The following is a 25,117-nucleotide window of genomic DNA, read 5'->3' as shown; positions in this document are numbered from 1 at the left end:
GTCGGCGGCTTGTCGGGTCTGTGTCGGCGGATGGCGGGATTTCTTGGGATTCTCGTTTGCCTTCCCCGCGGCCTCCCACAGCATGGGAGCAACGCGCATCGGACACGGCGGGATGGGGAGGGCTGCCATGGCACAGGTCGGGTCGGGAGGAAGGGGAGGCCGGGGCCGGGGCCTTGCGGCCAGGCTTGGCGCGAGGCCCGGGGCTGGCGTGCTCGTGGCACTTGTCTGCGTACTTGTTTGCGCGGTTGTCGTAGGCGTGTTTGCCCTCGGGCGCCCTGGAGGGGTCGTCGTGGAGCGCGCAGCCGAGACTGCTGACGCCGCGCCTTCCGTGGGCGACGAGGCCCCCGCACCCGCGACGACCGTGACCGTTTCGCGCCTGACAGTGCATGTGGACGGCGCGGTGGCGAGCCCGGGCGTCTATGTGGTGGAGGGCGAGCTCCCACGCGTGAACGACGCCATCGTAGCGGCCGGTGGGCTTGGCGAGGGTGCGGACACCTCCGGGCTCAACCTTGCCGCGGCCGTTGCGGACGGCGACAAGGTGCACGTTCCCCTTGAGAGCGAGGAGCAGCCGATCGCTCCCTCCGAGCCGGCGGGCTCGTCTCAGGCATCGGCGCAGGGCGGGACGACGTCCTCCGGTCTCGTGAACATCAACAAGGCGGGCGTCGAGGAGCTCGACGCGCTTCCTGGCGTGGGGCAGTCGACGGCCCAGGCCATCGTCGACGATCGCGACGCGAACGGCGCCTTCGCCTCCATCGAGGACCTCATGCGCGTGAGCGGCATCGGCGAGAAGAAGTTCGAGAAGCTCAAGGGAAAGATCTGTGTCTGACGCGAGGCCCCAGGGGCTGTCCGGGGTGGGAATCGGAGCCGGAACACCTGGGGCATCCGCCTACCCGGCCCGTCCCTTCGTCCCAATCTCGCTCCATGCGCTCGTTGCGCTCGTGGTTGCCGAGAACCTCGTGCTCAGGGGCTTTGTTGACATGTGTGTGGCCGTATGCGCCCTGCTTTTCTGCGCGGCCGTGCCCCTGGCCGTGTGCGTGGTCGCCCGGCTCGCGAGGGGGCGATGGGAGGCGGGCCTGCTCGCGGCGCTCGCCTGCGTGCTTGTATCGGGGCTCGTCGGGTGCCTCGTCTCCGGAGTCGTGCTCGCGCGCGTTGATGCGGCAGGGGAGGCTCTCGCCTCGACGCCCGTGTCCGCGCTCGGTCTCACGGTCACGGGGGACGCGAGCGAGACCTCGTCGGGCTGGCTCTCCGAGGCCGAGGCGACGCTTCCGGATGGCTCGAGGGCGTCCGTGTGGCTCTCTGGCTCAGAGCACCTCGAGTTTGGCGAGCGGGTCGAGGGCGTGGGCCGCTTCTCCCCAAACGCCGACGACGACTGGGGCCGATCGAGCCGGGCGCGCGGCATCTCGGGGCGCATCCGCCTCGTGCGCGTCACGGACAGGGGCACGAGGCCGGGGCCGCTCGACGCGCTCATGGCTATGCGCCGGTGGGTCGTGGGGCGCATCGGGCCAGAGGGGAGCGAGGCGCGGGCCCTCATGGCGGGCGTCATCGCCTCGGACAGGACGGAGCTCAAGGCGCAGGGCACCGAGGACGCGTTCGCGGCCACCGGGCTCTCGCACCTCGTCGCGGTCTCGGGCAGCCACCTCGTGGTCGTGGGCGCAGGGCTCGAGGCGCTCCTGCTTGCCCTGGGAGCCGGCCCCCGCGTGCGTGCGCTTGGGGTGCTCGGCATCAGCGGGGCCTACGTCGTCTTCTGCGCCTGCCCCACCTCGGCGGTGCGCTCGTGGGTGATGCTTGCCGCCTCGCTTGCGGGAAGGCTCTTCGGCAGGCGCGCGCACGCGCCCTCCGGCATGGCGCTCACGGGACTTGCCATGTGCCTCGTCGACCCCACCTGCGCCTGCGACCTCGGCTTTCAGCTCTCGGCGCTCTCGGTGTGCGCGCTCGCGCTCTTCAGCTCGCACGCGGAGGCAACCCTCAGCCTGCTCGAGCCCCGCCTCAACCCGCGGCTCCATGGCCGCGCCGCCCGCGTGTGGGCCCGCGCGCGCAGGGCCTGGGCCGCCACGCGCTCGACGCATGCGGCATCCCTCGTCTGCCAGGTGGCCACGATGCCGGCATGCGCCGCCACCTTCGGCTCCGTGTCGCTCGTGGCGCCGTTCGCCAACGTCGTGGTGGGACCCATCTTCGCGCCGGTGGTCTCCCTCGGGGCGCTGGGCTGCGCGTTCGGGTGGGTCCCGTTCGTAGGCGATGCCATGCTCCTGGCCGTCGAGGCGCTCTGCGCCGTGGCCGTCGGCATCACGCGCCTGCTCGCGACTGTGCCGTACGCACGCGTCCCCGTCGCGCTCAATGTTGCCTGGGAGCTGGCACCGCTTGCGCTCGCGTCCCTCCTGCTGCTTGCGTGGCCCACGCCCCCGCGAGGGGCGCTGCTGGCCGGCGCTGGGCTCTCCGTCGCGCTCGCGGCCTCGGCCGTCGTGGGCGTCTTCGCCCTCGTGCCGGCCCGCGTGGTCGTGCTCGACGTCGGCCAGGGGGATGCCATCCTCGTCCGTGACGGGCCCCGCTCCGTGCTCGTCGACACGGGGCCAGACGCCTCGGTCGCCTCGGCCCTGGCCCGCCAGCGGACGCTCTCGCTCGACGCCGTGGTCATAACGCACCTGCATGACGACCACTACGGCGGGCTCGACGACCTCGTGGGGCTCGTGCGCGTGGGGACGGTCCTCGTGGCCGAGGGGGTCTCGGACGCGCTTCCTCCCGAGCTCGAGGAGACCGTTCGCGCGCTCACGGGCGGCCCTCCGCGGGAGCTCTCCGCGGGTGACCGAATCGTGGTCGGAGGCTTCGGGCTCACCAGCCTCTGGCCGACCGAGCCCGTCGACGGGTCGGAGAACGAGCACTCCCTCTGCCTGCTCGTCGAGTATGGCCGGGCCGTGGCCGGGCGTGCGGAATCGGGCGCGGGCCTTCGGGCCCTGCTCACGGGCGACGCGGAGGGGGAGGTGATGAGAGACGTTGCGCCCAGGGCCGGAGACGTCGACGTGCTCAAGGTGGGCCACCACGGCTCGGCCGTCTCGATCTTTGCCGAGGAGGCAGCGGAGCTCGACCCTGAGGTCTCGGTCGCGAGCGCGGGCGAGGGTAACTCCTACGGCCACCCCAGGCCCGAGTGCGTCGAGGTGCTCGAGGGCGCGGGGTCGTGGTTTCTCTGCACGAAGGACGTCGGCGACGTGACCCTCGAGCCCGCAGCCTCCGGCGTCCGCGTACGCCTCTGAGTGGTGCAATTGGGGACGTGTTCGTTCTGCACACCCATCCGGCAGCGAGCGGTGGGCATTCGGGCTTACAATGCTCGAACGGTTCGGACGACAAAGGGCTGGCCGGCAACCGGCAGGGAGGGGAGTGGCATGGCACAGGGGCTCCTGAGCGCATACCTCGTCGTGGGAAGCGATGAGCTCAAGCGCGAGACGGCCGTGAGGCGCCTGCGCTCCCGCGTGCCGGCCGACCTCGCTGACTTCAACCTCGACGAATTCGACGCCAAGTCCGTCGAGGTCCCCGAGGTGCTCGTCTCGTCGCTGCAGACCCTGCCGTTCGGGGCCGACTTCCGCCTCGTCATCGTCCACGGTGCCGAGGCGCTCGCGAAGCCCGTCTCGGAGGCGCTCGTCTCCTACCTCGTGGACCCCAACCCGCAGAGCGTCCTGTGCCTCGAGGCCGAGAAGCTCGCCAAGAACACGCGGCTCTACAAGGCCGTGGCCAAGGTGGGGCCCAAGTCGGTCGTGGACTGCTCGCCGCTCAAGCGCTGGGAGCTGCCGCCCTACGTGGTCAGGCTCGCGTCGCGGCGCGGCCTTGCGATGGGCACCGACGCGGCCGAGGAGCTCGTGAACCGCTGTGGCGAGTCGACCGTGATGCTCGATAACCAGATCGCCACCCTGGCCGAGCTCGTGGGGCAGACGGGCCAGATCACCCTCGCCGACGTTGAGGCCAACGTGGCCCAGACGGCCGAGGTGAGTCCCTGGGCCTTTGCCGACGCCGTCTGCGAGCGTGACGCCGCCAAGGCGATGGCGCTGCTCAGGCTCATGAAGGCGCCGTCGCTCGTGTTCCTGCACTCCGTGCTCGTGGGAAGGCTCCGCGAGCTTGTGTGCGCCCAGTCGCTTGCCCGGCGCGGCGCCTCGTCGCAGCTTGCCAAGGAGCTTGGCCGCGCCCCCTGGCAGGTCAAGCACCACGTGGCATGGGTCCGTCGCTTTGCTCTGGGCGAGCCGTCGGCGCTCCTCGCTGAGGCTGCCTGCTGCGAGCGCGCGCTCAAGGGCACCCCCGACTCCGACACGGCCTTCGTCCGCCTCGTCCTCGCCATCTGCGGTGCCTGAGCGCCCGCGCCGTCGCGGCGGCGCCCGAAGGTGCGCTGCCGCTCTCCACGCCTCCCACAAAATTAGTCCCCGCCGGCCAGCACGCCGACGGGGACTTAAGGTCAAGCTATGTGCTCACGAACCTACTTGAGGGTGTTCACGAGCTTCTGGACGCCGCTCTTGCGGTCGGCGGCCTGGTTCTTGTGGATGATGCCCTTGGAGGCAGCCTTGTCGAGCAGGCGGCTCGCCTTGTTGGCGGCGAGCTGGGCGGCGTCGGCGTCCTTGGCCTCCACGGCTTCGCGGACGTGCTTCACGGCCGTCTTGAGCTCGGAGCGAGCGGCCTTGTTGCGCTGGCGGGCCTTCTCAGCGGTGATGATGCGCTTCTTCTGAGACTTGATGTTAGCCACGTGCGGTTCCTTTCAAAACTATCTGTTGTGAGGCCTCTTGACCGAGACACGGGGAGGTCAACCCCGCGAGTATAGCAGAACGTTCCGCGCCCGGGCCCACAAAATGTGCCCATACCGCCTGCGCACACCAATAATTTGTGTCCCCGTGCCCACGTGCCGTCACCTCGCGCGCAAGCGGCCCAGCCCCTTACGCTAGAATCAGTCCCATGACTACTACAGACACCTCCCACATCCGCAACTTCTCGATCGTCGCCCACATCGACCACGGGAAGTCCACCATCTCCGACCGCATCCTCGAGCTCACCCGCACCGTCGAGGAGCGCGACATGGAGGCCCAGCTGCTCGACACGATGGACATCGAGCGCGAGCGCGGCATCACGATCAAGTCCAACGCCGTGCGCGTCATGTACGACGCCGACGACGGCGAGACCTACCAGTTCAACCTCATCGACACGCCGGGCCACGTCGACTTCACCTACGAGGTCTCCCGCTCACTCGCCGCGTGCGAGGGCGCGGTGCTCGTGGTAGACGCCACCCAGGGCGTCGAGGCGCAGACGGTCTCCAACGCCAACCTGGCCATGAACGCCAGCCTCGACATCGTGCCGGCCATCAACAAGATCGACCTGCCGAGCGCCCACCCCGACGAGGTCAAGCAGGAGATCGAGGACGACCTCGCCATCTCGGCCGACGACGCGGTGTGCGTCTCGGGCAAGACCGGCGAGGGCATCCACGACCTGCTCGAGGCCATCGTGTTCCTCATCTCGCCGCCCGCCGGCAACGCCGAGGGACCGCTGCGCGCCCTCATCCTCGACTCGTACTTCGACGAGTACCGCGGCGTGGTGGCTACGGTGCGCGTCTTTGACGGCCGCATCCGCAAGGGCGATCAGCTGCGCATGATGCAGAAGGCCGAGGACTTCCTCTGCGACGGCGTGGGCGTGAAGCGCCCGGCCGAGACGGCCGTCGACGAGCTCTCCGTGGGAGAGGTGGGCTTCGTCGTGACGGGCCTCAAGGACCCGGAGAGCGTGCGCGTGGGCGACACGATCACCTGGGCAGACAACCCCTGCGACAAGCCCATGCCGGGATACCGCGAGGCCAAGCCCATGGTCTACACCGGCCTCTTCCCGGTGGACACCAAGGACTACGAGAACCTGCGCGACGCCCTCGACAAGCTGCACGTGAACGACCCGTCGCTCACCTGGAGCCCCGAGACCTCGGTTGCGCTTGGCTTCGGCTTTCGCGTGGGCTTCCTGGGGCTTCTGCACATGGAGGTCGTCAAGGAGCGTCTCGAGCGCGAGTTCAACCTCGACCTCATCGCCACGAGCCCGAGCGTGGACTACCACGTCTACAAGACCGACGGCGAGATGGTCTGCGTGCGAAGCCCGCAGGACCTGCCCGACGTCACCTGCATCGACCACATCGAGGAGCCCTACCTCAAGGCCAAGATCATCTGCCCGCCCGAGTTCACGGGTGCGGTCATGCAACTCGCCATCGAGCACCGCGGGATCACGACCGACATGATCCACCTCACGCAGAAGTCGGTGGAGATGCACTTCGACATGCCGCTCGCCGAGCTCATCCTCGACTTCTTCGACCAGCTCAAGAGCCGCACCAAGGGCTACGCGAGCCTCGACTATGAGTTCAGCGACTACCGCACGAGCGACCTCGTGAAGCTCGACATCTTGCTTTCGGGCGATGAGGTGGATGCCCTGTCGTTCATCGTGCACCGCGACAAGGCCTACGACCTCGCGCGCGGACTCTGCGACAAGCTTAAGGAGATCATCCCGCAGCAGCTCTTCGAGGTGCCTATTCAGGGCGCCATCGGTAACAAGATCATCGCGCGCTCCACCGTGCGCGCGCGACGCAAGGACGTGCTGGCCAAGTGCTACGGCGGCGACATCTCGCGCAAGCGCAAGCTGCTCGAGAAGCAGAAGGAGGGCAAGAAGCGTATGAAGGCCATCGGGTCGGTCGACGTGCCGCAGGAGGCCTTCATGGCGATCCTCAAGGTGGACCAGTAGTGCGCGGACCCAGGCGGACGGCCGCGGACGAGGACGCGCGTCGGGAGGCGGCCGCGAGCGGGCGCGCCGCGCAGGTCATGGCTGCGGGCGCGGCGGAGGCCGGCCTCGCGTGGCCGCCGGTGCCGTGGGCGGAGCTGGGCTGCGACGGCGCGCGTGCGGACCGCGATGGCTTGAGTGACGCGTGCGTCGCGAGCCTGCATGAGAGCCCCAACGTCCTCGCCGGGCGCCTCGCCCGGAACCCCTTCCTCATGGCCCCCATGGCCGGCGTGACCGACGCGGCCTATCGCCTCATGGCACGCGCCGGCGGCGCCGCGCTCGCCTACAGCGAGATGGTCTCGGTCACGGGCATCCACTACAAGAGCGACAAGACCTGGGAGCTCGTCGACCCCAACCCGGCCGAGCCCGAGCTTGCCGTGCAGCTCTTCGGCGCCGACGTGGACCACTTCCGAGAGGCGGTGCCGCTCGTGGCGCATCACCTGGGCGCGCGCCTCGCCCTCGTCGACGTCAACATGGCGTGCCCCGTCCCCAAGGTCACGAAGTCGGGTGCGGGCTCGGCCCTGCTCGACGAGCCGCTGCTCGCGGCCGACATCGTGCGGTCCATCCGTGAGGAGCTGGACGCCTGCGGGCGCACCGAGGTGCCCGTGACGGCCAAGATCCGCATCGGGCGCAGGCCGGACGCCATCGTGGGCCCCGAGTTCGCACGGGTGCTCGAGGCCGCGGGTGCGCAGGCGATCGCCGTGCACGGGCGCGTGGCCTCACAGCTCTACCGGGGCAAGAGCAATGCGGCCGAGGTCGGGCGCGTGGTCGAGGCCGTGGGCGTGCCCGTGGTCGCCTCGGGAGACGCCCTGGACGGGCCGCGCGCGGCGGCGCTCCTCGCCGAGACGGGCGCGGCCGGCTGCTTCGTCGCGCGGGGAAGCTACGGCAACCCGTGGGTGTTTCGCGCGGCCGAGCGCGAGCTGGGGCGCCTGCGAGACCCGGCGCAGGACGCGGCGCCGCGCGTGCCCACGCCCGCCATGCGCCTCGCGGCGTTTCGCCTCCACGTGCGCCTGCTCGAGGCCACGGGCGCCCACATCGCGAGGGCCAGAAGCCTCGCCGGCTGGTACCTGCGTGGCGTTCCCGATGCGGGGTCCTGGCGCGAGCGCGCCATGCACTGCATGGACACGGGTGACTACCTTGCGCTTGCCGACGAGCTCGAGGCGTCGCTTCCCGCGAGCGCGTGCGAGGCTCTCGCCTGATGGTTCGCGCCCTCTACCTTCACGTTCCGTTCTGCGTCCGCCGCTGCCGCTACTGCGACTTCTCCACGGCCGCCGCGCGACACGGGGACGTCCTCATGGCCAGCTACGGGGCCGCGCTTCGGCGGCTCGTCGGCGAGGCACGCGACCTGGGACTCATTGACGGGCTTGAGACGGCCTACGTCGGTGGCGGCACGCCCACGATGCTCGGGGCCGAGGCCCTGGCCTCCCTGGTGGGCAGCGTGGGCGCGCTGCCTGAGCTCTCGTTCGAGGCCAACCCCGAGTCGCTTACCGACGAGGTCCTCGCGGCGGCGCGCGAGGCCGGGGCCACCCGCGTCTCCATCGGCGTCCAGAGCTTCAACGACCGTGAGCTCAAGGGCCTCGGGCGCGTCCACAACGCGGCGCTCGCGCGCGAACGGGTGTCGGCTGCGGTCGGGAGCGGCCTGCGCGTCTCGCTTGACCTCATGTGCGGCATCCCGCACCAGACGCGTCAGAGCTGGGAGCGCTCGCTTGCCGAGGCCGTGGCGCTCGGCGTGGGCCACGTGAGCTGCTACCCGCTCATGATCGAACCGGGGACGCCCATGGAGCGCATGTGCGAGACGGGCGAGCTGCCCTGGCCCTCCGACGACACCGAGGCTGACGACATGGAGATGGCCGAGCGCGTGCTGGGTGCGGCGGGCCTCGCGCGCTACGAGGTCGCGAGCTATGCGCGGCCGGGCGAGCGCTGCCGCCACAACGTCGCCTACTGGACGGGCGTGGAGTACCTGGGCCTCGGCACCGCCGCCGCGAGCATGCTCGGGCTCGTCTCCTACGAGCGGCTTCGCCGGGCCGTGCCGTCGCTTCCGGCGCCCTCCTCGGGCACCGAGCGGCTGCGCCTCACGGTCACGTCGGGTGCGCGAGACGTCGCCGGGGCATCCTCGCTGGCCGGCCTCGCCTTCGACGTCGAGCAGCTGAGCGCGCGCGAGGCCGCCTGCGAGGACCTCATGCTGGCCGCGCGCATGACGGATGGCATATCGCCCGAGCTCATCGCACGCATACGATCTCTCGTGGGCGACGGTCGCGTCGACGACACGGTGTCGGGGCTTCTCGACAAGGGCCTGCTCGCGGGGGGTGACGGCGGCCGCCTCGTGCCCACGCATTTGGGATGGCTTCTTGGAAACGAGCTCTACGGCCCCCTCTGGGACCTCGCACACGACTAGCCCCGGCGGAGACCACGCGCGTTGGGTTCAGAGCAGAGGCCATGCGCGCCGGGTTCAAGGTGCCAAACGGCTGTATCCATGCAGACCCCGCGTACCTCGCGCGTTGCGCTCGCGCGCCCGCCGGAGTAATATCCCAGCCAACAACCGCATACCAGGGGAGCCAGCGAGGCGTCGAGCGCCGCGGCGGCTGAGAGGGGACACGCACATGTCCCGACCCTTGAACCTGATGTGGGTAATGCCAACGAAGGGAGTGCCAATGACGCAGTTGGATGCTGCGCGTGCGGGTATTGTCACGCCACAGATCGAGCAGGTCGCGGCCGACGAGGGCCGTGACCCAGTGTTCGTTCGCGAGGGAGTCGCGGCGGGCCGCATCGCCATACCGGCGAACGCCCGTCATATCGAGCTCGGGCTTCACGCGTGCGGCGTGGGCGCGGGCCTGCGCACGAAGGTGAACGTCAACCTCGGCATCTCGGGGGACATCCACAACGCACCGGAGGAGTGGAAGAAGGTCGCCATCGCCGAGCAGTACGGCGGTGACGCCATCATGGACCTCTCCAACTCGGGCAAGACGCGCGCGTTTCGTCAGCAGCTCATCGAGCGGACTCCGCTTATGGTGGGGACCGTCCCCATCTACGATGCCATCGGCTACTTCGACAAGCCGCTCGTGAAACTCACGGGTGACGACATCCTCAAGGTCATCGAGGCCCACGCCGAGGACGGGGTCGACTTCATGACGATCCACGCGGGCTTCAACCGCCGTGTGCTTGACACCTTCCTCGAGACCAAGCGCCTCACCAACATCGTGAGCCGCGGCGGTAGCCTCATCTTCGGCCTCATGATGACGACGGGCTGCGAGAACCCCTTCTACGAGCGCTTCGACGACATCCTCGAGATCCTGCGCGAGCACGACGTGACCATCTCGCTCGGTGACGCCATGCGCGGCGGCTGCACCTTCGACGCCACCGACGCGAGCGAGGTAGCCGAGCTCGTGGAGCTGGGCAAGCTCACGAAGCGCGCCTGGGACGCGGGCGTGCAGGTCGTCGTTGAGGGGCCGGGGCACATGGCGCTCGACGAGGTTGCCGCGAACATGAAGCTCGAGAAGCGCCTCTGCCACGATGCCCCGTTCTACGTGCTGGGGCCGCTCGTGACCGACATCGGCGCCGGCTACGACCACATCACGGCGGCCATCGGCGGTGCCGTGGCGGCCATGAACGGCGCGGACTGGCTCTGCTACGTGACGCCCGCCGAGCACCTCAAGCTCCCCGACGTCAACGACGTGCGCGAGGGCCTCATCGCCACGCGCATCGCCGCCCACGCGGGCGACATCGCCAAGCACATCCCCGGCGCCCGCGACGTCGACGACAGGATGAGCGACGCTCGCAGGCGCGTGAACTGGGACGACATGTTCGCCTGCGCCCTCGATCCGGACCGCGCCAAGGAGATCTTGGCACTCGCGCCGCCCGAGGAGGTCGGCACCTGCACCATGTGCGGCAAGATGTGCGCCGCCCGCACGGTCAACCGCATCATGGAGGGCCTCACGGTCGACCTGGGTGACGACCTGCCCGGGGCCGATCTCAAGGAGGGCGCGCCTGCGGGGGTCGATTCCGCGAACGCCGATCCCGCAGATGCCGCGCGGCCCGACCAGCCCAAGGCCGCGCACGGCCCCATCACCATTCCCGTCGAAGAGGAGTAGTTCCCATGTCTCTCGAGTTCCTGAAGGACGCCGCCGACGCAGTGCGCGCCACGACGCCGCTCGTGCACTGCATCACCAACTACGTGACCGTCAACGACTGCGCCAACGCCCTGCTCGCCGCCGGCGCGAGCCCGATCATGAGCGACGAGCTCGAGGACGTGGTCGACATCACCTCGATCTGCGGCGGGCTCGACCTCAACATCGGCACGCTCAACCTGAGCTCAATCGAGGGCATGCGCGCGGCCGGTCACAAGGCCGCCGAGCTCGGCCACCCGATCGTGCTCGACCCGGTGGGCGCGGGCGCCTCCAAGCTGCGCATCGAGATTGCCTGCTCGCTGCTTGACGAGCTGCCCGTGCGCGTCGTGCGCGGCAACATGAGTGAGGTCAAGGCGCTCGCCGGGGCAAGCTCGCGCGCTCGCGGCGTCGACGTGAACCCGGCCGACGTGGTTGACGACGACAACCTCGCCGAGGCGGCCGCCTTCGCCCGCGCCTTCGCTGCCAAGACCGGGGCCGTCGCCGCGACCACTGGCCCCATCGACGTGGTGGCCGACGCCCGCCGCGCCTTCGCCATCCGCAACGGCGTGGCGCTGCAAGGCAAGATCACGGGCGCGGGCTGCATGCTCACGGCGCTCACGGTGGCCTACGAGGTGGCCCACGCCGACGCCCTCGAGGCGGCCGTCGCGGCCGTGGCCTCGATGGGACTCGCCGGCCAGGTGGCGGCCGCGCGCATGGACGAGCTCGACGGCAACGGGAGCTTCCGCACCTACCTGCTCGACGCCCTCTACAACCAGACGGGCGACGACCTGCTCGAGGGTGCCCTCGTCGAGGAGCTGGGCTAGGTGGCCGGCGAGGCTCCCGCTGGCGAGGCTGTCGCCAAGGAGGCTCCCCATCATGAGGCCCGCCAGATGGCCGGTCCCCGCCGGCGCGGCCGGTGGTCTGAGGAGGCCATCCGCGAGCACCTGCTCCTCTATGCCGTGACGGACCGGGCGTGGCTTCGCGGGCGCACCCTTCCCGACTGCGTGCGGCAGGCGATTGCCGGCGGCACCACCTTCGTGCAGCTGCGCGAGAAGCACCCCGGCCATGACGGGCATGACGAGAAGCTCGCCCTTGCACGCGAGATCCTTCCCATTTGCCGCGCAGCGGGCGTGCCGTTCCTGATCGACGACGACGTGGCGCTCGCCGCCGAGGTGGGCGCTGACGGCGTTCACGTGGGGCAGGAGGACATGGCCTGCTCCGAGGCGCGTCGGATTCTGGGCCCCGACGCCATCGTGGGCGTGTCGGCCCAGACCGTGTCCGAGGCCTGCGCGGCCGAGCGGGCGGGCGCCGACTACCTCGGCGTGGGGGCGCTCCATCCCACCGCCACCAAGCCCGATGCCGTCGACGTCACCTTCGACGAGCTCGCGCGCATCTGCTCGTCCGTGAGCATTCCCGTGGTGGGCATCGGCGGCGTCGATGCCACGACCGCCCACGAGCTCGCGGGCACGGGCGTGGCGGGCGGCGCCGTGGTGAGCGCCATCTTTGCCGCCGACGACCCCGAGGCCGCCGCGCGCGACCTCGTCCGTGAGCTTCGCAAGGTCGTCCGCTGAGATGGGTGCCGCCTTCTCGCTTCCGGCCGTGCTGAGCATAGCCGGGAGCGACTGCTCGGGCGGGGCTGGCATCGAGGCGGACCTCAAGACCATCCTCGCCCTCGGGCTCTATGGCGAGGCGGCCATCACCTCGGTGACGGCGCAGAACACGGTTGGCGTGCGAGGCTGCCACCAGGTGCCGCCGGACGTGATAGAGGCCCAGGTGGACGCCGTCTTCGAGGACATCGTCCCGGCGGCGGTGAAGGTGGGGATGTTGGGGTCGGCCGAGGCCGCCCACGCCGTTGCTCGCGCCCTCCGGCGTCACGGGGCGGGGCAGGGCGGAACCGTTCCTGTGGTGCTCGACCCCGTGATGGCATCCTCGACGGGAGCCTCGCTCTCGGGTGCCGAGACGGTCGAGGCCGTCGTGGGCGAGCTTTTCGGGCTGGCCACACTCGTGACGCCCAACATCCCTGAGGCCGTCAAGCTCGCCTCCCGCTTCACCGGCGGGGGCGGCGTTGGGGTGCCGAGCAGTCGCGCGGACGTCGAGAGGCTGGCCGCGCGCGTCAAGACGCTTGTGCCCGGAGCCGTCCTCGTCAAGGGCGGCCACGCCACGGATGCCGCCGACGACCTGCTGGTCCTTGCCGACTGCTCCTCCGTCTGGCTTCCCGGCGAGCGCATCGCCGCGGCCAACACGCACGGCACGGGCTGCACCCTCTCGAGTGCCATCGCCTGCGGCCTCGCGGAGGGCCTCGACCTGGAGCGGGCGGTGCGGGACGCGAAGGCCTACCTCGTCGGAGCCCTGCGCGCGGGCCTCGACCTTGGCGCAGGCTCCGGGCCCGTCGACCACGCCTGGTACGTCCGGAGTCGGCTCGCGTATCCCGCCTAGGCTTCTTCCCCTGACAAGGACAGGCTCGTTGCCTGCGCATATATGACATCCAGATAAAAGACGCCGCCCCGTCCCCCACGAGAGGAACGGGGCGGCGCGTCATCAGCCTAGGCCAACTCCTGCGTGATGCCTAGTCGCGCGTGAGCTTCCTGTGGATGCGGTGCGGCTTCGCGGCCTCCTCGCCGAGGCGCGCCACGCGGTCCTTCTGGTAGTCGTCGAAGTTGCCCTCGAACCAGTGCCATGTGCCCGGGTCCTCGTCGGTGCCCTCCCAGGCCAGGATGTGCGTGGCCACGCGGTCGAGGAACCAGCGGTCGTGCGACGTGATGACCGAGCAGCCCGGGAACGCCAGCAGTGCCTCCTCGAGGCTCTCGAGCGTCTCGGTGTCGAGATCGTTGGTGGGCTCGTCGAGCAGAAGGAGGTTGCCGCCCTGCTTGAGCGTGAGCGCGAGGTTGAGGCGGTTGCGCTCGCCGCCGGAGAGCACACCAGCCGGCTTCTGTTGGTCGGAGCCCTTGAAGCCGAAGGCCGCCACGTAGGCGCGGCTGTTTATCTCCTGCTTGCCCACGACGATGAAGTCGTTGCCGCCAGAGACAACCTCCCAGACGCTCTTGTCGGGGTCGAGCCCGGCGCGCATCTGGTCGACGTAGGAAAGCATGACGGTCTCGCCAAGCTCGATGGTGCCGTTCGTGGGCTCCTCGGTGACGGCGTCGGCCAGGGCGGGGGAGTTGCCGGCCTTTTGCGCGGCACCCACGATCATCTTGAAGAGCGTCGACTTGCCCACGCCGTTGGGGCCGATGACGCCCACGATGCCGTTGCGCGGCAGCTCGAAGGAGAGGTTGTCGATGAGGACGCGGTCGCCGAAGGACTTGCAGAGGTGCTCGGCCACGAGGACCTTCGAGCCCAGGCGCGGGCCCACCGGAATCCTGATGTCGGTGACGTCGACGCCGCGGCCGGCCTGGGCCTCGGCCTCCATCTGCTCGTAGCGCTCGAGGCGCGCCTTGTTCTTGGCCTGGCGGGCCTTGGGGCTCGAGCGCACCCACTCGAGCTCGTTGCGCAGGCGCTTGGCGAGGCGGGCCTCCTTCTGGCCCTGTGCCTCGAGTCGGGCGGCCTTGGTGTCGAGGTAGGTGGAGTAGTTGCCCTTGTAGGGGTAGAGGTGGCCGCGGTCCACCTCGCAGATCCACTCGGCCACGTTGTCGAGGAAGTAGCGGTCGTGCGTGACGGCGAGCACCGCGCCCTCGTACTTGTGGAGGAACTGCTCGAGCCACAGGACCGACTCGGCGTCGAGGTGGTTGGTGGGCTCGTCGAGGAGCAGGAGGTCGGGGGCCTCGAGCAGCAGGCGGCAGAGGGCCACGCGCCTGCGCTCGCCGCCGGAGAGCACCTTCACGGGCGTGTCGGGGTCCGGGCACTGCAGGGCGTCCATAGCCTGCGAGAGCTTGGAGTCGAGGTCCCAGCCGTCCACGGCGTCGATCTCGTCCTGGAGCTTGCCCATCTCGGCCATGAGGGCGTCGAAGTCGGCGTCGGGGTTGGCCATCTCGTTGGAGATGTCGTTGAAGCGAGCCACCTTGGCGAGCACGTCGCCGAAGGCCTGGCGCACGTTCTCGATGACGGTCTTGTCGTCGTCGAGGGGCGGCTCCTGCTCGAGGAGGCCCACCGTGTAGCCGGGCGTGAGGCGCGCCTCACCGTTGGTGACCTCCTCCTTGCCGGCCATGACCTTGAGCAGGGTCGACTTGCCCATGCCGTTGGGACCCACGACGCCAATCTTGGCGCCGGGGAAGAAGCTGAGCGTGACGTCGTCCAGGATGACCTTGTCGCCGACGCTCTTGCGGGCCTCGAACATCTGGTAGATGAACTCTGCCATGTGTCTCCTCGCGGTTGGTGGGGCGGGCTGCCCCGGGGCTGTCTTGGTATCCCTCCAAGCGTATCAGATGGCCGCATCTGCCTGCCGGCACGCGATCTAGCGGGAGGTGCGGCGATTTCCCCTTCGCACTTTTGAGTTGTGAACGAATTCTCGGGCCGTTTTGGGGCATCGCAAAGTAGCCATCCCGGCGTTTGCAAGCGCTTGGGCCTCTTGGGTCGCAAAAAGCCGTTCACAACTCGAAAGTGCGAAGCGCTTCGCGCACGGCGTCTCGGTAGATGGCGTGTGCTTGCGCGCGAGGTCGCATGCTTTGGGTAGAATAGCCGTCGCAACTGCGTCAACGGGCCGATCCCCGGAACCTTCGCGGGCGTTCGCGCGCCGCGTGGCCGGAAGGCCCCCAGGCCAACAGACAGGAGCACCACAGCACATGGCCTCTATGAACGAGAAGGACTACTACGCCATCCTCGAGGTCGAGCACGACGCCACCGACGAGCAGATTCGCCGCGCCTTCCAGCAGAAGGCGCGCAAGCTCCACCCCGACGTCAACAAGGCGCCTGATGCCGAGGAGCGCTTCAAGGAGGTCTCGGAGGCCTACGCCGTGCTCTCCGACCCCGACAAGCGCCGCCGCTACGATGCCATGCGCTCGGGCAACCCCTTCGCGGGTGCCGGTGCGGGCTATGGCGCGCCGTCGCAGCCCGAGGGCGACCCGTTTGCCGGCATGGGCGGCTTTGGCTGGGGCTTCCCGTTCGGCGGCATGGGCTACTCGGGCGGGCGCTCGGCGCACCGCAGCCGCTCGTACAACCCCCAGGCTGGCGGCGACGTGGTCTACCAGCTCGACCTCGACGACACGGCGGCGCGCGAGGGGTGCCGCCGAGGCGTCACCTACCAGCGCTACGTCCCCTGCGAGGCCTGCGAGGGCAGGGGCTCGGTCCACGTCGACCACGCCAAGACCTGCCCCACCTGCGGCGGCTCGGGCCACATCTCAGTCGACCTCGGCAGCATCTTCGGCATCGGCGTCATGAGCATGGTGTGCCCCGAGTGCGAGGGCACGGGCAAGGTCGTCGCCGACCCGTGCGACGTCTGCGGCGGAACCGGGCGCGTTCTCTCGGCGAGCGAGGTGGTCGTCGACATCCCGGCCGGCAGCCACGAAGGCGACATCGTGCGCGTGAGCGGCATGGGCAACGCCGGCACCAACGGCTCCACCTCGGGCGACTTCGTGTGCCGCGTGGGCGTGCCGAGCGAGCGCCTGCGGCCGCGCGCCGCCCAGGGCTTTCAGATGATCGGCTTTGGCCTGCCGTTCGTGCTCGTGGGCGTCATGCTCAACGAGCTCGCGCAGCTCGCCCTCATCGTGGCGGTGCCGGTCGTCATCGGCCTTTGGCTCGTGGGGTCGAGCGGCGGGGTGCTTCACCATGGCGGCACCTGGTGGAGAAACGCCGGGCGCTACGTGGTGAACGGCGCCGTCAACGGCATGACGGTGGCGGTGTTCCTTGGCCTCATGGTCTCGTGCATGTCGGGGCTGGGCACGGCCGGCTGGGGCGGCAACGCGCGCTACTTGTAGGTGTGTGCGGGCGCGGGGTCGCGAAGCGGCGGAATCGTCGGGGGCCTGCGGCTCCCGGGAGGTGCTGTGGCCTTGTTCTCGACCCCGGGCCAACGGCCTCGGCAAAAATGTGACGAATCATCCGGAAGAAAACGTGACGGGTTAGGCAGATAGGAAGCGGGTTCTACGAGCGTGGAAGCGAAGATCGACTACTACGAGGTGCTTGGCGTCGCGCACGATGCCGACGCGAGGACCATCAAGCGAGCGTTTCTCAAGAAGGCGCGAACGCTCCACCCCGACGTCAACAAGGCGCCGGACGCCGAGGAGAAGTTCAAGCAGGTCAACGAGGCCTACTCGGTCCTCTCGGACGATCAGAAGCGCGCCAATTACGACCGCTTCGGCGACCCCGACGGCCCTGGCGGCTTCGGCGGCGCCGGCGTCGACATGTCCGACATCTTCGGTGGCTTCGGCATGGACGACATCCTGTCGTCGTTCTTCAACGGCGGGGCCGCGGGCGGCGGGCGCGCCGCCCGCACGGTCGGCCGTGACATGGGCATCACGCTGCGCATCACGCTCGAGGAGGCCGCGGCCGGCTGCTCCAAGACCGTGGCCTACGACCGCCTGGCCCCCTGCGAGGATTGCCATGGCACGGGCGCCGCGGAGGGCGGCAAGGTCACGACGTGCTCGCGCTGCCATGGCACGGGCCGCATCGTGACCGTGCAGCGCACCATCCTCGGCCAGATGCAGACGCAGGTGGAGTGCCCGGCCTGCCACGGCACGGGCCACGTCATCGACCACCCCTGCGAGACCTGCGACGGCCAGGGCCGCACGCCCAACCACGAGACGGTCAAGATCGAAGTTCCGGCCGGCATCCACTCCGGCCAGACTCTCAAGGTGGCCGGCTATGGCGAGGCGGGCGTGCGCGGCGACCGCTCGGGCGACCTCGTCGTGCGCATCGAGGTGGCCGACTCCGAGCGATTCCAGCGTCAGGGCGATGACCTGTTCTGCGTTGAGGACGTGAGCGCGCTCGAGGCCATGTGCGGCTGCGCGGTCGAGGTCGACGGCGTGCTCGAGGGCGAGCACGTTACGGTCGAGGTCTCGGCCGGCACGCAGCACGGCGCCCACATCGAGGCCAAGGGCCACGGCATGCCGCGCCAGGGCACCAAGGCGCGCGGCAGTCTGTTCGTGGTGGTGAACGTCGTGGTGCCCACCGACCTCACGGGCGAGGAGCTCGACGAGCTGCGCGCGATGGCCGCGGCCCGCGGCGAGCGCGTCGCTGACGAGGGTGACGGCGACGGGCATCCCGAGCATGAGGACGGCCATGGCGGCATCTTCGGCCGGCACCCGGGCCGCGCGGCGTCAGCCAAGACGCACCGCGGGCGCGGAAGGCAAGAGAAGTGAGGTCCGGGGTGGCCGCGGGTGCGGAGGCGGCTGGCCCGCTCGGCCACGCACCGCGCGTGGCCGTCTCGAACCTGGGCTGCCGCGTGAACAGGGTCGAGCTCGACGCCATCGCCGGCGAGCTCGTGGCCGCGGGCTGCGAGCTTGTTGACGAGGAGTCGGCCGACCTTGTGGTGGTCAACACGTGCGCGGTCACGGGCGAGGCCGAGGCAAAGGCCAGGAAGGCCGTGCGCCACGCGGCGGCGCTTGCCCAGCGCCCGCAGGTGCTCGCCACGGGCTGCGTCGCGAGCCTCTTCGCCGACGAGCTCGCCGCGCTTGCCGACAACGTCGAGGTGGAGCCCGACAAGGACCGCGTCGCCACCCGCGCCCTGTCACATTTCCTTCCGGGTGATTTGTCACAAAACCTTCCGTATGATTTGTCACATTTCGCGGCGGGGGCGGGTGTCGGCGCCCGGACCAACGCTGGCGAGCGCGGGGCTGTGAACCAGAGTGATGCCTCGGGCAACCCTTCGTCTGCGTCCGCCGCGGGTGGCGTCGCCCCCAGCCCGCTCGCCGCGCTCGACATTGGCGAGAGCGTGGCTCCCGGCCACGCCATCACGCCCACGGGCCGCATGCGCCCGGGCCTCAAGGTCCAGGACGGCTGCGACCACCGCTGCACCTACTGCATCGTCTGGAAGGCGCGCGGCCGCGCACGCTCGCTTGATGCCGCCGACGTCGTGAGCCAGGTGCGCTCGCTCGTCTCCGAGGGTGCGCGCGAGGTGGTGCTCACCGGCATTGACCTCGGGAGATATGAGAGTCAGGGGCTTGACCTCGCGGGGCTTCTTGACCGCGTGCTCGACCAGACCGAGGTGGGGCGCGTGCGCCTCTCGTCCGTGGAGCCGGCGGGCGTCACGGATGAGCTCCTCCGCGTCATGGCGGCGAGCGACGGGCGTGTGGCGGAGTTCCTCCACGTGCCGCTCCAGGCGGGCTGCGACGAAACGCTGCGCCGCATGGGCCGGCCCTACACCGTCGCCGAGTACCGCGCGATCGTTGATCGCGCCCGCGAGGCCGTGCCGCACCTCGCGCTCGCGTGCGACCTCATCGTTGGCTTCCCGGGCGAGACGGACGAGGACTTCGCGACCTCGCTCGAGACCTGCCGCGAGATCGGCTTTGCCAAGATGCACGTGTTTCGCTACTCCAAGCGCCCCGGAACGCCCGCGGCGACGATGGAGGGGCAGGCGGCACCCGAGGCCATGGCCGAGCGCAGCCGCGCGATGCGCGAGATGGCCGCCGCATCTCGTCGTGCCTACGCGGAGTCGCTTGTGGGCACGAGCCAGCTCGTGCTCGTCGAGCGCGCCGAGTCCGGCGTGACGGGCGGCCTCGTTGAGGCTCACGTCGGCCCCGGCTACACTGGCGAGCTTGTGCGGATGGTTCCCCATCATTATATATATAATATTCTTTTATAGTCTCTTTACGAGACATTTATTAAATGCTGACATGATTCCTATATCGACCCTTGAAATAAAGAGTACTGTTCAAACTGCAGAGCATACAAAGGAGGAATGAATGAACAGGCGCTCTTTTATTAAGATGCTATTCGTGTCAGCTGTCGGATTAGCGGGAATGCGACCTAAGAAGGCGTTTGGTGAATCGACACTAACCCTGACGCAGGATGTTGTCTATGACTTTACAAATAGAGTTATAGACACTCTTTCACCAATAAAAAATCTTTCTATCTCAAAGTTAAACAAATTCTGTGAAGTTCCAGGAAAAACAGCTGGCTACATTGTTGACCTTCAGATGGGTAATATCCCGCATGGTTACATTATTATTGATAAAGACTGCCCTGGACTTCTTTCTGAGTTCAATTTCGAGGAGAATTCAGTTTCTCCCGCTTGTGAACTCGGCTCAGTTTACTTAGATGCTCATAAATTCGATTCTACAACTCCGTTCATTAAAATGGATTCACTTAACTATGGACTTATCGATATATCAACCGGAAATATATATTCTACTCTTACTGGTCTAGCTGGTTCGAATGCTCTCAAAGAAGCTAATCCCGCCAGTTATGACCCTGGTTCTTGGGAAGATGCTACTGTAAGCTGGGAAGCAGTTCATAGTGATTATCAGGTTAAACAAGAATCTTCCGTTGATCCGTTTCGGTTTATCTCAGAGAGCACGGTTGAATCTAAGGCAAAAAAATATGCATGTGTCGTTAGCTCACTTTATGCTATTGGACAACACTATGGAATTGCTCCATATGGTGACACGAGATTTAACACTTTGATTTATAACGACTTATGGAATAGAACGAAGACGTCCGTGGAATACAGTAGCAATGGTATTAATTACGGAACCACTCCGAATAGCATGATAGGACCTGGATTTGTCAACTATGCCAAATCAAAGAATGTTAATGTCTCTTATATCTATAATCCTAATAGTCCATCACCTCAGCAGTTTATCGATAGTGTGAATAGGAAGAGCCTAAGTACATTTATGTCTGCGGTGTTTAATAATGGCTCTAAGCAAGGACACTGCGTAACAGTTCAAGGTTACATGACCGCCACGCCAAAGGGAGGGTCTACTCCTTCCTATTTTTTCTGTATTTTTGACGGTTGGTACTCCAATGCTCGCTGGATAAATTACCGATACAAGAATTTTCTCTATCGTGGGGGAGTATTCTTTAAATGAGAATAAGAAGGGTAGCTTTCGTAGGTTTACTGCTCTTCATAATACCTAATCTTTTGTTCTTATTTTATAATATCATGTCGGACTTGTCAAATAGTTCTGGCGGTATCCACATCATATCGACTGAAGGTAGGGTTCAAGCGGTTGAATCTGTTGATGATGCTATTGTTTTAACGGTGTTAGTTTCGAAATCATCCCACTTAGACACTGGAAATACTCATACTTTCCTTTTAAAAAGATCAGTTAACACAAATGACTTGTTTGACCAGATCGATGGAAATGCAGACTATTTGCTTGGAAAGGACGTAGTAATCGATAGCTTTAACTATTCGACTTCGAGTTCCTCCGAGTTTCTCGTTAGCAAGCTGAGGCTTATCGGGTAAATCGGCCGTTCGTTCCGCCCAAGCTTGCAGGTCCCTTTAAAAAATGCAATATAATCTTCAAAAACAAGGGCAGGAGGAGCATGGAGCCAGCGCAGGTACGTCTCACGATTCCTGATTCCATCGACATGACGAGGCTCATGGGTCCGGCGGACTCGCTGCTCCGTCGCATCGAAGGCTCGACCGACGCCTCGATCACCGTCCGCGGAAGCCAGGTGTCCGTCACCGGCGAGCCCGTCGAGGCTAATCGTATCGTGGCCGTGTTCTCGCGCCTCATCCAGTCCGTCTCCGCCGGCGACAGCCCCACCACGGGTGATGTCGACCTCCTGCTCGCCCAGTCCGAGGCGGGCGCCATCCCCGAGACCTCCTTCGCCGACGACATCCTGCTCACCTACCGCGGCCGTGCCCTTCGCCCCAAGACGGCCGGCCAGCGCCGCTACATCGAGGCCGTGCGCAACAACACCGTGACCTTTGCGCTTGGCCCCGCGGGCACCGGCAAGACGTACCTTGCGATGGCGATGGCGGTCGCCGCGCTCAAGCGTCGCGAGGTGGGTCGCATCGTGCTCTGCCGCCCCGTCGTGGAGGCGGGCGAGTCGCTCGGATATCTTCCGGGCACGCTCCAGGAGAAGCTTGACCCCTATGTGCGCCCGCTCTACGACGCGCTCTTCGACATGACCGACATGGAGAAGGGCAACGCCCTCATCGAGCAGGGCGTCATTGAGATTGCACCGCTCGCCTACATGCGTGGCCGCACGCTCAACGACGCCTTCGTCATCCTCGACGAGGCTCAGAACACCACGCCCGAGCAGATGAAGATGTTCCTCACGCGCCTAGGTTTTCGCAGCAAGTTCGTTGTCACGGGCGACGGCTCGCAGCGTGACCTCACGGGGCCGTCCGGACTCGCCGACGCGCGCCAAGCTCTCGAGGGCATCGACGACATCGCCTTCGTCGACCTCGGCCGCGCCGACATCGTGCGCCATGCGCTCGTGGCGCGCATCGTGGCTGCCTACGAGGGCGAGGAGCCCTCGCGCGTGGCGAAGGACATGTCATGAGCCTGTCGCTGGCGCTCGATGCCGAGCCGGGGTGCTCGCTTGCGATTGACGAGGCTGAGCTCTCGCGCGTCTTTGATTTCGTACTTCGCGAGGAGGGCGTCGAGCGGCCCTGTGCCGTCTCTGTGAGCGTGGTGGGAGCACGCTCCATGCGGGACCTCAACCGCGAGTGGCGCGGTGTCGACGCACCCACCGACGTCATCTCGCTTGAGTGCGAGCGGCCCGACGACCCCGACCTCGCCTCTGGCGAGCCCTGCGAGCTGGGCCAGATTGCCATGGCGCCCGAGGTGCTGGCCGAGCAGGCCACGCGCTTTGACACGAGCGCCGCGGACGAGACGCGGCTCATGGCGATTCACTCGCTGCTGCACCTCTTGGGCTACGACCACGTCGAGGTGGACGAGGCCCGCGTCATGGAGGCACGGGAGGACGAGCTTCTGGCCCTTGCGTGCGGACGTGAGGTGGCGCACGTGGAGACGACGCGCCACGCGGACGACCCGGTGTGGGATGGCGCGTCTCGTCCCGAGACCCCTGCCCCGGCCCGGCCGGATGGCGAAGGCGAGGTGCGCCCGTGATTCCCGGATCCAAGGAGAACCACCCCACCTTCTGGCGGAGCTTCGGCTTTGCCATCCAGGGATTCCGCTTCGTGCTCAGAAGCGAACGCAACATCAAGGTCATGCTCGGCGGGTTTGCCTTTGCCGTCGTGGCGGGACTTGTCGTGGGCCTTACGCCGGTGGAGGGGGGCCTCATCCTGCTCTGCTGCGGCTGCGTGCTCTCGGCCGAGCTCGTGAACACCGCCATCGAGACGATCGTCGACCTCGTCTCGCCCGAGTACCACCCGCTTGCCGGCCGCGCGAAGGACATCGCCGCGGCGGCCGTGTGGATCCTCTGCGTCTTCGTGGGCGTGGCGGGGCTTGTCGTGCTCGGCTCCGCGGCCGTTCGGGCGTTCCTGTAGGGCTGGGTGGCCGGCGCGGCCTCCTTGTTATTGCCGCCCCTGTGCCTCGGCCGGTGCCACGCCGTCCGCCGTATAATCTGTAGGATTGCAGTTTGGCCGCGGCGGCCTCTCGCGCCGCCACGGCGTTCGTCCGTTACATCGAGACACAGGAGCGAGGGCAGCCCATGACCGAGACCCCCTTCCGCAGCGGATTCGTCGCCCTCGTCGGCAGGCCCAACGCCGGCAAGTCAACGCTGCTCAACGCCTGCTGCGGCAAGCGCCTCGCCATCGCCACGCCCGTGGCGCAGACCACGCGCAAGCGCATGCGGGCCGTGGTGAACGCGCCCGGCTGTCAGATCGTCATCGTCGACACGCCGGGCCTGCACAAGCCCAAGGACGCCCTCGGCAAGGAGCTCAACCGTGCCGCGCTCGCCGAGCTCTCTGACGTCGACGTGGTTGCGATGCTCGTCGACGTCACCAAGCCCGTGGGCACGGGCGACGAGTGGGTGGGCGCGCACGTCGACCACGCGCGGGCGCCCAAGATCCTCGTGCTCACGAAGGCCGACCTCGCCAAGCCCGACCAGGTGAGTGCCCAGGTGGAGGCCGCGAGCAGGCTCGCGCACTTCGACGACGTGATCGTGACGAGCGCGACGGAGGGCTTCAACGTCGACGCCTTCGAGCGCCTCGTGGCCGAGCGCCTCCCCGAGGGGCCCAAGTGGTTCCCCGACGACATGGACTCCGATGCCACCGACGAGGACCTCGTGAGCGAGTTCGTGCGCGAGAAGGTGCTGCTCAACTGCCGCGAGGAGGTGCCGCACTCGGTGGCGGTGAGCTGCGATGAGATCCGCTGGGCAAAGGACGGCCACGCGAGCGTCTCGTGCACGATCCTCGTGGAGCGCGAGGGACAGAAGGGCATCGTCGTGGGGCGTGGCGGCTCGATGGTGAAGCGGATCGGCCAGGCAGCGCGCAAGGACGTGGAGCGCCTGCTTGGCGCCAAGGTCTACCTCGAGCTTCGCGTTCAGGTGCGCCCCCAGTGGCGCCGCGACGCCAACGAGATTCGCAGGCTTGGCTATGACGCCGCCGAGTAACCCCCGCTGTCACATTTCCTTCCGTATGATTTGTCACATTTTGGCGGCAGCCCCGGCGACAGGCGGGACGCGCTAATGGCTGGCGGCAGGCGCACGCGCCACACCACGGCCATCGTGATCGACCGCACCAAGCTGGGGGAGAGCGACCTCATCCTCACCTTGCTCGAGGCCGACGGCAGCCAGGGGAGGGCCGTCGCCAAGGGCGCGCGCAAGCCGGGCGGCAAGTTGGCGGCGCGCGTGCAACTCTTCTGCGAGCTCGACCTGTTGCTCGCGGTGGGCAGGAACCTCGACGTGGTGGCCGAGGCGCAGCTCACCGAGCCTCACGCGACGCTCCGAGGCGACCTTGCACGCGTGAGCGCGGCGAGTGTGATCTGCGAGGTGGCGCGTCTCACGAGCTTTCCCGACGCGCCCGACACATTCCTGTCTCCCATCTGCTCGCGCGCCCTGCTTGCCTGCGAGCAGGCCTCCGACCAGCCACACCTCGACGTCGTCGTGGCGGCCTACGTGCTCAAGGTCCTTTCGCACCAGGGGTGGCGACCGGTTCTCGACTCGTGCGTGGCCTGCGGAGAGGTGCCGGTCACGCGTTTCTCGGCCCTGGCCGGCGGCGCCCTCTGCGAGAGCTGCGCGCGCGAGGTCGAGGGCGCCGAGCCCGTCGACGCGACGATGCTCGCATGGCTCGAGGCGCTCGTGCGCTCCACCTTTGACCAGCTGCTTGCCGCCCCCGTTGAGGCGGCGCTGGCCTCCGAGCTGCTCGCACTCGTCCACGTGTGGGCGGTGACGCACCTGGACGCCCGTCTGCGGGCATACGAGTTCAACCTGAGCGTGTAGCCAGGCTCACCCTCAGCTTGAGGGTGAGCCTGGCTTACTCTTTGTCGGCTTATCAACCCTCAACCTGAGGTCAAGAG

General features: G+C 67.6%; 21 protein-coding genes and 1 riboswitch. Of the genes, 19 read left to right on the top strand and 2 right to left on the bottom strand.

The genetic code is table 11. The features are described 5' to 3' along the window. Positions 1–289: 289 nt before the first annotated feature. From EFAMC1_RS05890 to holA, 3 genes are all read left to right on the top strand, one after another. Positions 290–826, top strand: a complete 537-nt coding sequence (locus tag EFAMC1_RS05890) for a helix-hairpin-helix domain-containing protein (protein ID WP_187324579.1) — start codon at positions 290–292, stop codon at positions 824–826. Next, a complete protein-coding gene (locus EFAMC1_RS05885; RefSeq protein ID WP_154053380.1) occupies positions 819–3,245 on the top strand; it encodes a ComEC/Rec2 family competence protein in 2,427 nt (808 codons plus the stop codon). The genes EFAMC1_RS05890 and EFAMC1_RS05885 overlap by 8 nt, the downstream gene beginning before the upstream one ends. A gap of 129 nt (positions 3,246–3,374) precedes the next feature. After that, a complete protein-coding gene (gene holA, locus EFAMC1_RS05880) occupies positions 3,375–4,331 on the top strand; it encodes a DNA polymerase III subunit delta (RefSeq protein WP_154053379.1) in 957 nt (318 codons plus the stop codon). Between the two features lie 122 nt (positions 4,332–4,453). Here holA and rpsT read toward each other — a convergent pair whose 3' ends face one another. Continuing rightward, positions 4,454–4,717, bottom strand: coding sequence for a 30S ribosomal protein S20 (rpsT, locus tag EFAMC1_RS05875; protein WP_154053378.1), 264 nt, complete (start codon positions 4,715–4,717; stop codon positions 4,454–4,456). 206 nt (positions 4,718–4,923) lie between these two features. Here rpsT and lepA point away from each other — a divergent pair, with 206 nt between their 5' ends. The 7 genes from lepA to thiD all read left to right on the top strand — a co-directional run bounded on the left by lepA (position 4,924) and on the right by thiD (position 13,307). Then, entirely contained in the window at positions 4,924–6,732 is a 1,809-nt protein-coding gene (gene lepA, locus EFAMC1_RS05870; protein ID WP_154053377.1) for a translation elongation factor 4, read from the top strand. Then, the gene (locus EFAMC1_RS05865; RefSeq protein WP_261981797.1) at positions 6,732–7,967 is read left to right on the top strand and encodes a tRNA dihydrouridine synthase; all 1,236 of its coding nucleotides are present in this window, start codon (positions 6,732–6,734) and stop codon (positions 7,965–7,967) included. Before lepA ends, EFAMC1_RS05865 begins: the two co-directional genes overlap by 1 nt. Next, the gene (hemW, locus tag EFAMC1_RS05860; protein ID WP_154053376.1) at positions 7,967–9,163 is read left to right on the top strand and encodes a radical SAM family heme chaperone HemW; all 1,197 of its coding nucleotides are present in this window, start codon (positions 7,967–7,969) and stop codon (positions 9,161–9,163) included. Before EFAMC1_RS05865 ends, hemW begins: the two co-directional genes overlap by 1 nt. A gap of 161 nt (positions 9,164–9,324) precedes the next feature. After that, positions 9,325–9,431: riboswitch (TPP riboswitch) on the top strand. Further along, positions 9,420–10,856, top strand: coding sequence for a phosphomethylpyrimidine synthase ThiC (gene thiC / locus EFAMC1_RS05855; protein WP_154053375.1), 1,437 nt, complete (start codon positions 9,420–9,422; stop codon positions 10,854–10,856). (Overlaps the previous riboswitch by 12 nt.) A 5-nt stretch (positions 10,857–10,861) precedes the next feature. Next, positions 10,862–11,695: a hydroxyethylthiazole kinase gene (gene thiM, locus EFAMC1_RS05850; RefSeq protein WP_154053374.1), complete on the top strand. Its 834-nt coding sequence runs from the start codon at positions 10,862–10,864 to the stop codon at positions 11,693–11,695. Then, complete coding sequence (thiE, locus tag EFAMC1_RS05845; protein WP_261981796.1) at positions 11,696–12,442, top strand: thiamine phosphate synthase; 747 nt, start codon at positions 11,696–11,698, stop codon at positions 12,440–12,442. It begins immediately after the preceding gene. Further along, on the top strand, positions 12,417–13,307 hold the full coding sequence (thiD, locus tag EFAMC1_RS05840) for a bifunctional hydroxymethylpyrimidine kinase/phosphomethylpyrimidine kinase (protein WP_261981795.1): 891 nt from the start codon (positions 12,417–12,419) through the stop codon (positions 13,305–13,307). Before thiE ends, thiD begins: the two co-directional genes overlap by 26 nt. Before the next feature lie 130 nt (positions 13,308–13,437). On the opposite strand, the gene ettA is transcribed toward thiD, so the two are convergent. After that, entirely contained in the window at positions 13,438–15,162 is a 1,725-nt protein-coding gene (gene ettA / locus EFAMC1_RS05835) for an energy-dependent translational throttle protein EttA (RefSeq protein WP_154053373.1), read from the bottom strand. Positions 15,163–15,586: 424 nt separating this feature from the next. Here ettA and EFAMC1_RS05830 point away from each other — a divergent pair, with 424 nt between their 5' ends. The 9 genes from EFAMC1_RS05830 to recO all read left to right on the top strand — a co-directional run bounded on the left by EFAMC1_RS05830 (position 15,587) and on the right by recO (position 25,040). Then, positions 15,587–16,717 (top strand): DnaJ domain-containing protein, encoded by a 1,131-nt coding sequence (locus EFAMC1_RS05830; RefSeq protein WP_154053372.1) that lies wholly within the window; start codon positions 15,587–15,589, stop codon positions 16,715–16,717. Positions 16,718–16,888: 171 nt separating this feature from the next. Then, positions 16,889–18,097, top strand: coding sequence for a DnaJ C-terminal domain-containing protein (locus EFAMC1_RS05825; RefSeq protein WP_154053371.1), 1,209 nt, complete (start codon positions 16,889–16,891; stop codon positions 18,095–18,097). Then, complete coding sequence (locus EFAMC1_RS05820) at positions 18,094–19,539, top strand: MiaB/RimO family radical SAM methylthiotransferase (RefSeq protein WP_261981794.1); 1,446 nt, start codon at positions 18,094–18,096, stop codon at positions 19,537–19,539. Before EFAMC1_RS05825 ends, EFAMC1_RS05820 begins: the two co-directional genes overlap by 4 nt. A gap of 100 nt (positions 19,540–19,639) precedes the next feature. Further along, on the top strand, positions 19,640–20,767 hold the full coding sequence (locus EFAMC1_RS05815) for a hypothetical protein (RefSeq protein ID WP_154053370.1): 1,128 nt from the start codon (positions 19,640–19,642) through the stop codon (positions 20,765–20,767). 460 nt (positions 20,768–21,227) lie between these two features. Further along, the gene (locus EFAMC1_RS05810) at positions 21,228–22,196 is read left to right on the top strand and encodes a PhoH family protein (RefSeq protein ID WP_154053369.1); all 969 of its coding nucleotides are present in this window, start codon (positions 21,228–21,230) and stop codon (positions 22,194–22,196) included. Further along, entirely contained in the window at positions 22,193–22,765 is a 573-nt protein-coding gene (ybeY, locus tag EFAMC1_RS05805) for an rRNA maturation RNase YbeY (RefSeq protein WP_154053368.1), read from the top strand. Before EFAMC1_RS05810 ends, ybeY begins: the two co-directional genes overlap by 4 nt. Continuing rightward, positions 22,762–23,145, top strand: a complete 384-nt coding sequence (locus tag EFAMC1_RS05800) for a diacylglycerol kinase family protein (protein WP_154053367.1) — start codon at positions 22,762–22,764, stop codon at positions 23,143–23,145. Before ybeY ends, EFAMC1_RS05800 begins: the two co-directional genes overlap by 4 nt. A gap of 164 nt (positions 23,146–23,309) precedes the next feature. Further along, positions 23,310–24,212: a GTPase Era gene (gene era / locus EFAMC1_RS05795; RefSeq protein ID WP_154053366.1), complete on the top strand. Its 903-nt coding sequence runs from the start codon at positions 23,310–23,312 to the stop codon at positions 24,210–24,212. Positions 24,213–24,287: 75 nt separating this feature from the next. Then, a complete protein-coding gene (gene recO, locus EFAMC1_RS05790; RefSeq protein WP_154053365.1) occupies positions 24,288–25,040 on the top strand; it encodes a DNA repair protein RecO in 753 nt (250 codons plus the stop codon). Positions 25,041–25,117 lie beyond the last annotated feature (77 nt).

The organism is Olsenella uli, from assembly GCF_901212675.1.
GTDB classification, from domain to species: Bacteria; Actinomycetota; Coriobacteriia; order Coriobacteriales; family Atopobiaceae; genus Parolsenella; species Parolsenella uli_B.
Note: the sequence above shows the minus strand (reverse complement) of the source record. Positions and strands in the feature narration are given on the sequence as shown.

Coding starts and splice junctions, on each gene's coding strand:
- thiC (WP_154053375.1), top strand. CDS start 9,420: ATGACGCAGTTGGATGCTGCGCGTGCGGGTATTGTCACGCCACAGATC.
- lepA (WP_154053377.1), top strand. CDS start 4,924: ATGACTACTACAGACACCTCCCACATCCGCAACTTCTCGATCGTCGCC.
- ettA (WP_154053373.1), bottom strand. CDS start 15,162: ATGGCAGAGTTCATCTACCAGATGTTCGAGGCCCGCAAGAGCGTCGGC.
- holA (WP_154053379.1), top strand. CDS start 3,375: ATGGCACAGGGGCTCCTGAGCGCATACCTCGTCGTGGGAAGCGATGAG.
- recO (WP_154053365.1), top strand. CDS start 24,288: ATGGCTGGCGGCAGGCGCACGCGCCACACCACGGCCATCGTGATCGAC.
- ybeY (WP_154053368.1), top strand. CDS start 22,193: ATGAGCCTGTCGCTGGCGCTCGATGCCGAGCCGGGGTGCTCGCTTGCG.
- EFAMC1_RS05810 (WP_154053369.1), top strand. CDS start 21,228: ATGGAGCCAGCGCAGGTACGTCTCACGATTCCTGATTCCATCGACATG.
- thiM (WP_154053374.1), top strand. CDS start 10,862: ATGTCTCTCGAGTTCCTGAAGGACGCCGCCGACGCAGTGCGCGCCACG.
- era (WP_154053366.1), top strand. CDS start 23,310: ATGACCGAGACCCCCTTCCGCAGCGGATTCGTCGCCCTCGTCGGCAGG.
- hemW (WP_154053376.1), top strand. CDS start 7,967: ATGGTTCGCGCCCTCTACCTTCACGTTCCGTTCTGCGTCCGCCGCTGC.
- EFAMC1_RS05830 (WP_154053372.1), top strand. CDS start 15,587: ATGGCCTCTATGAACGAGAAGGACTACTACGCCATCCTCGAGGTCGAG.
- EFAMC1_RS05815 (WP_154053370.1), top strand. CDS start 19,640: ATGAACAGGCGCTCTTTTATTAAGATGCTATTCGTGTCAGCTGTCGGA.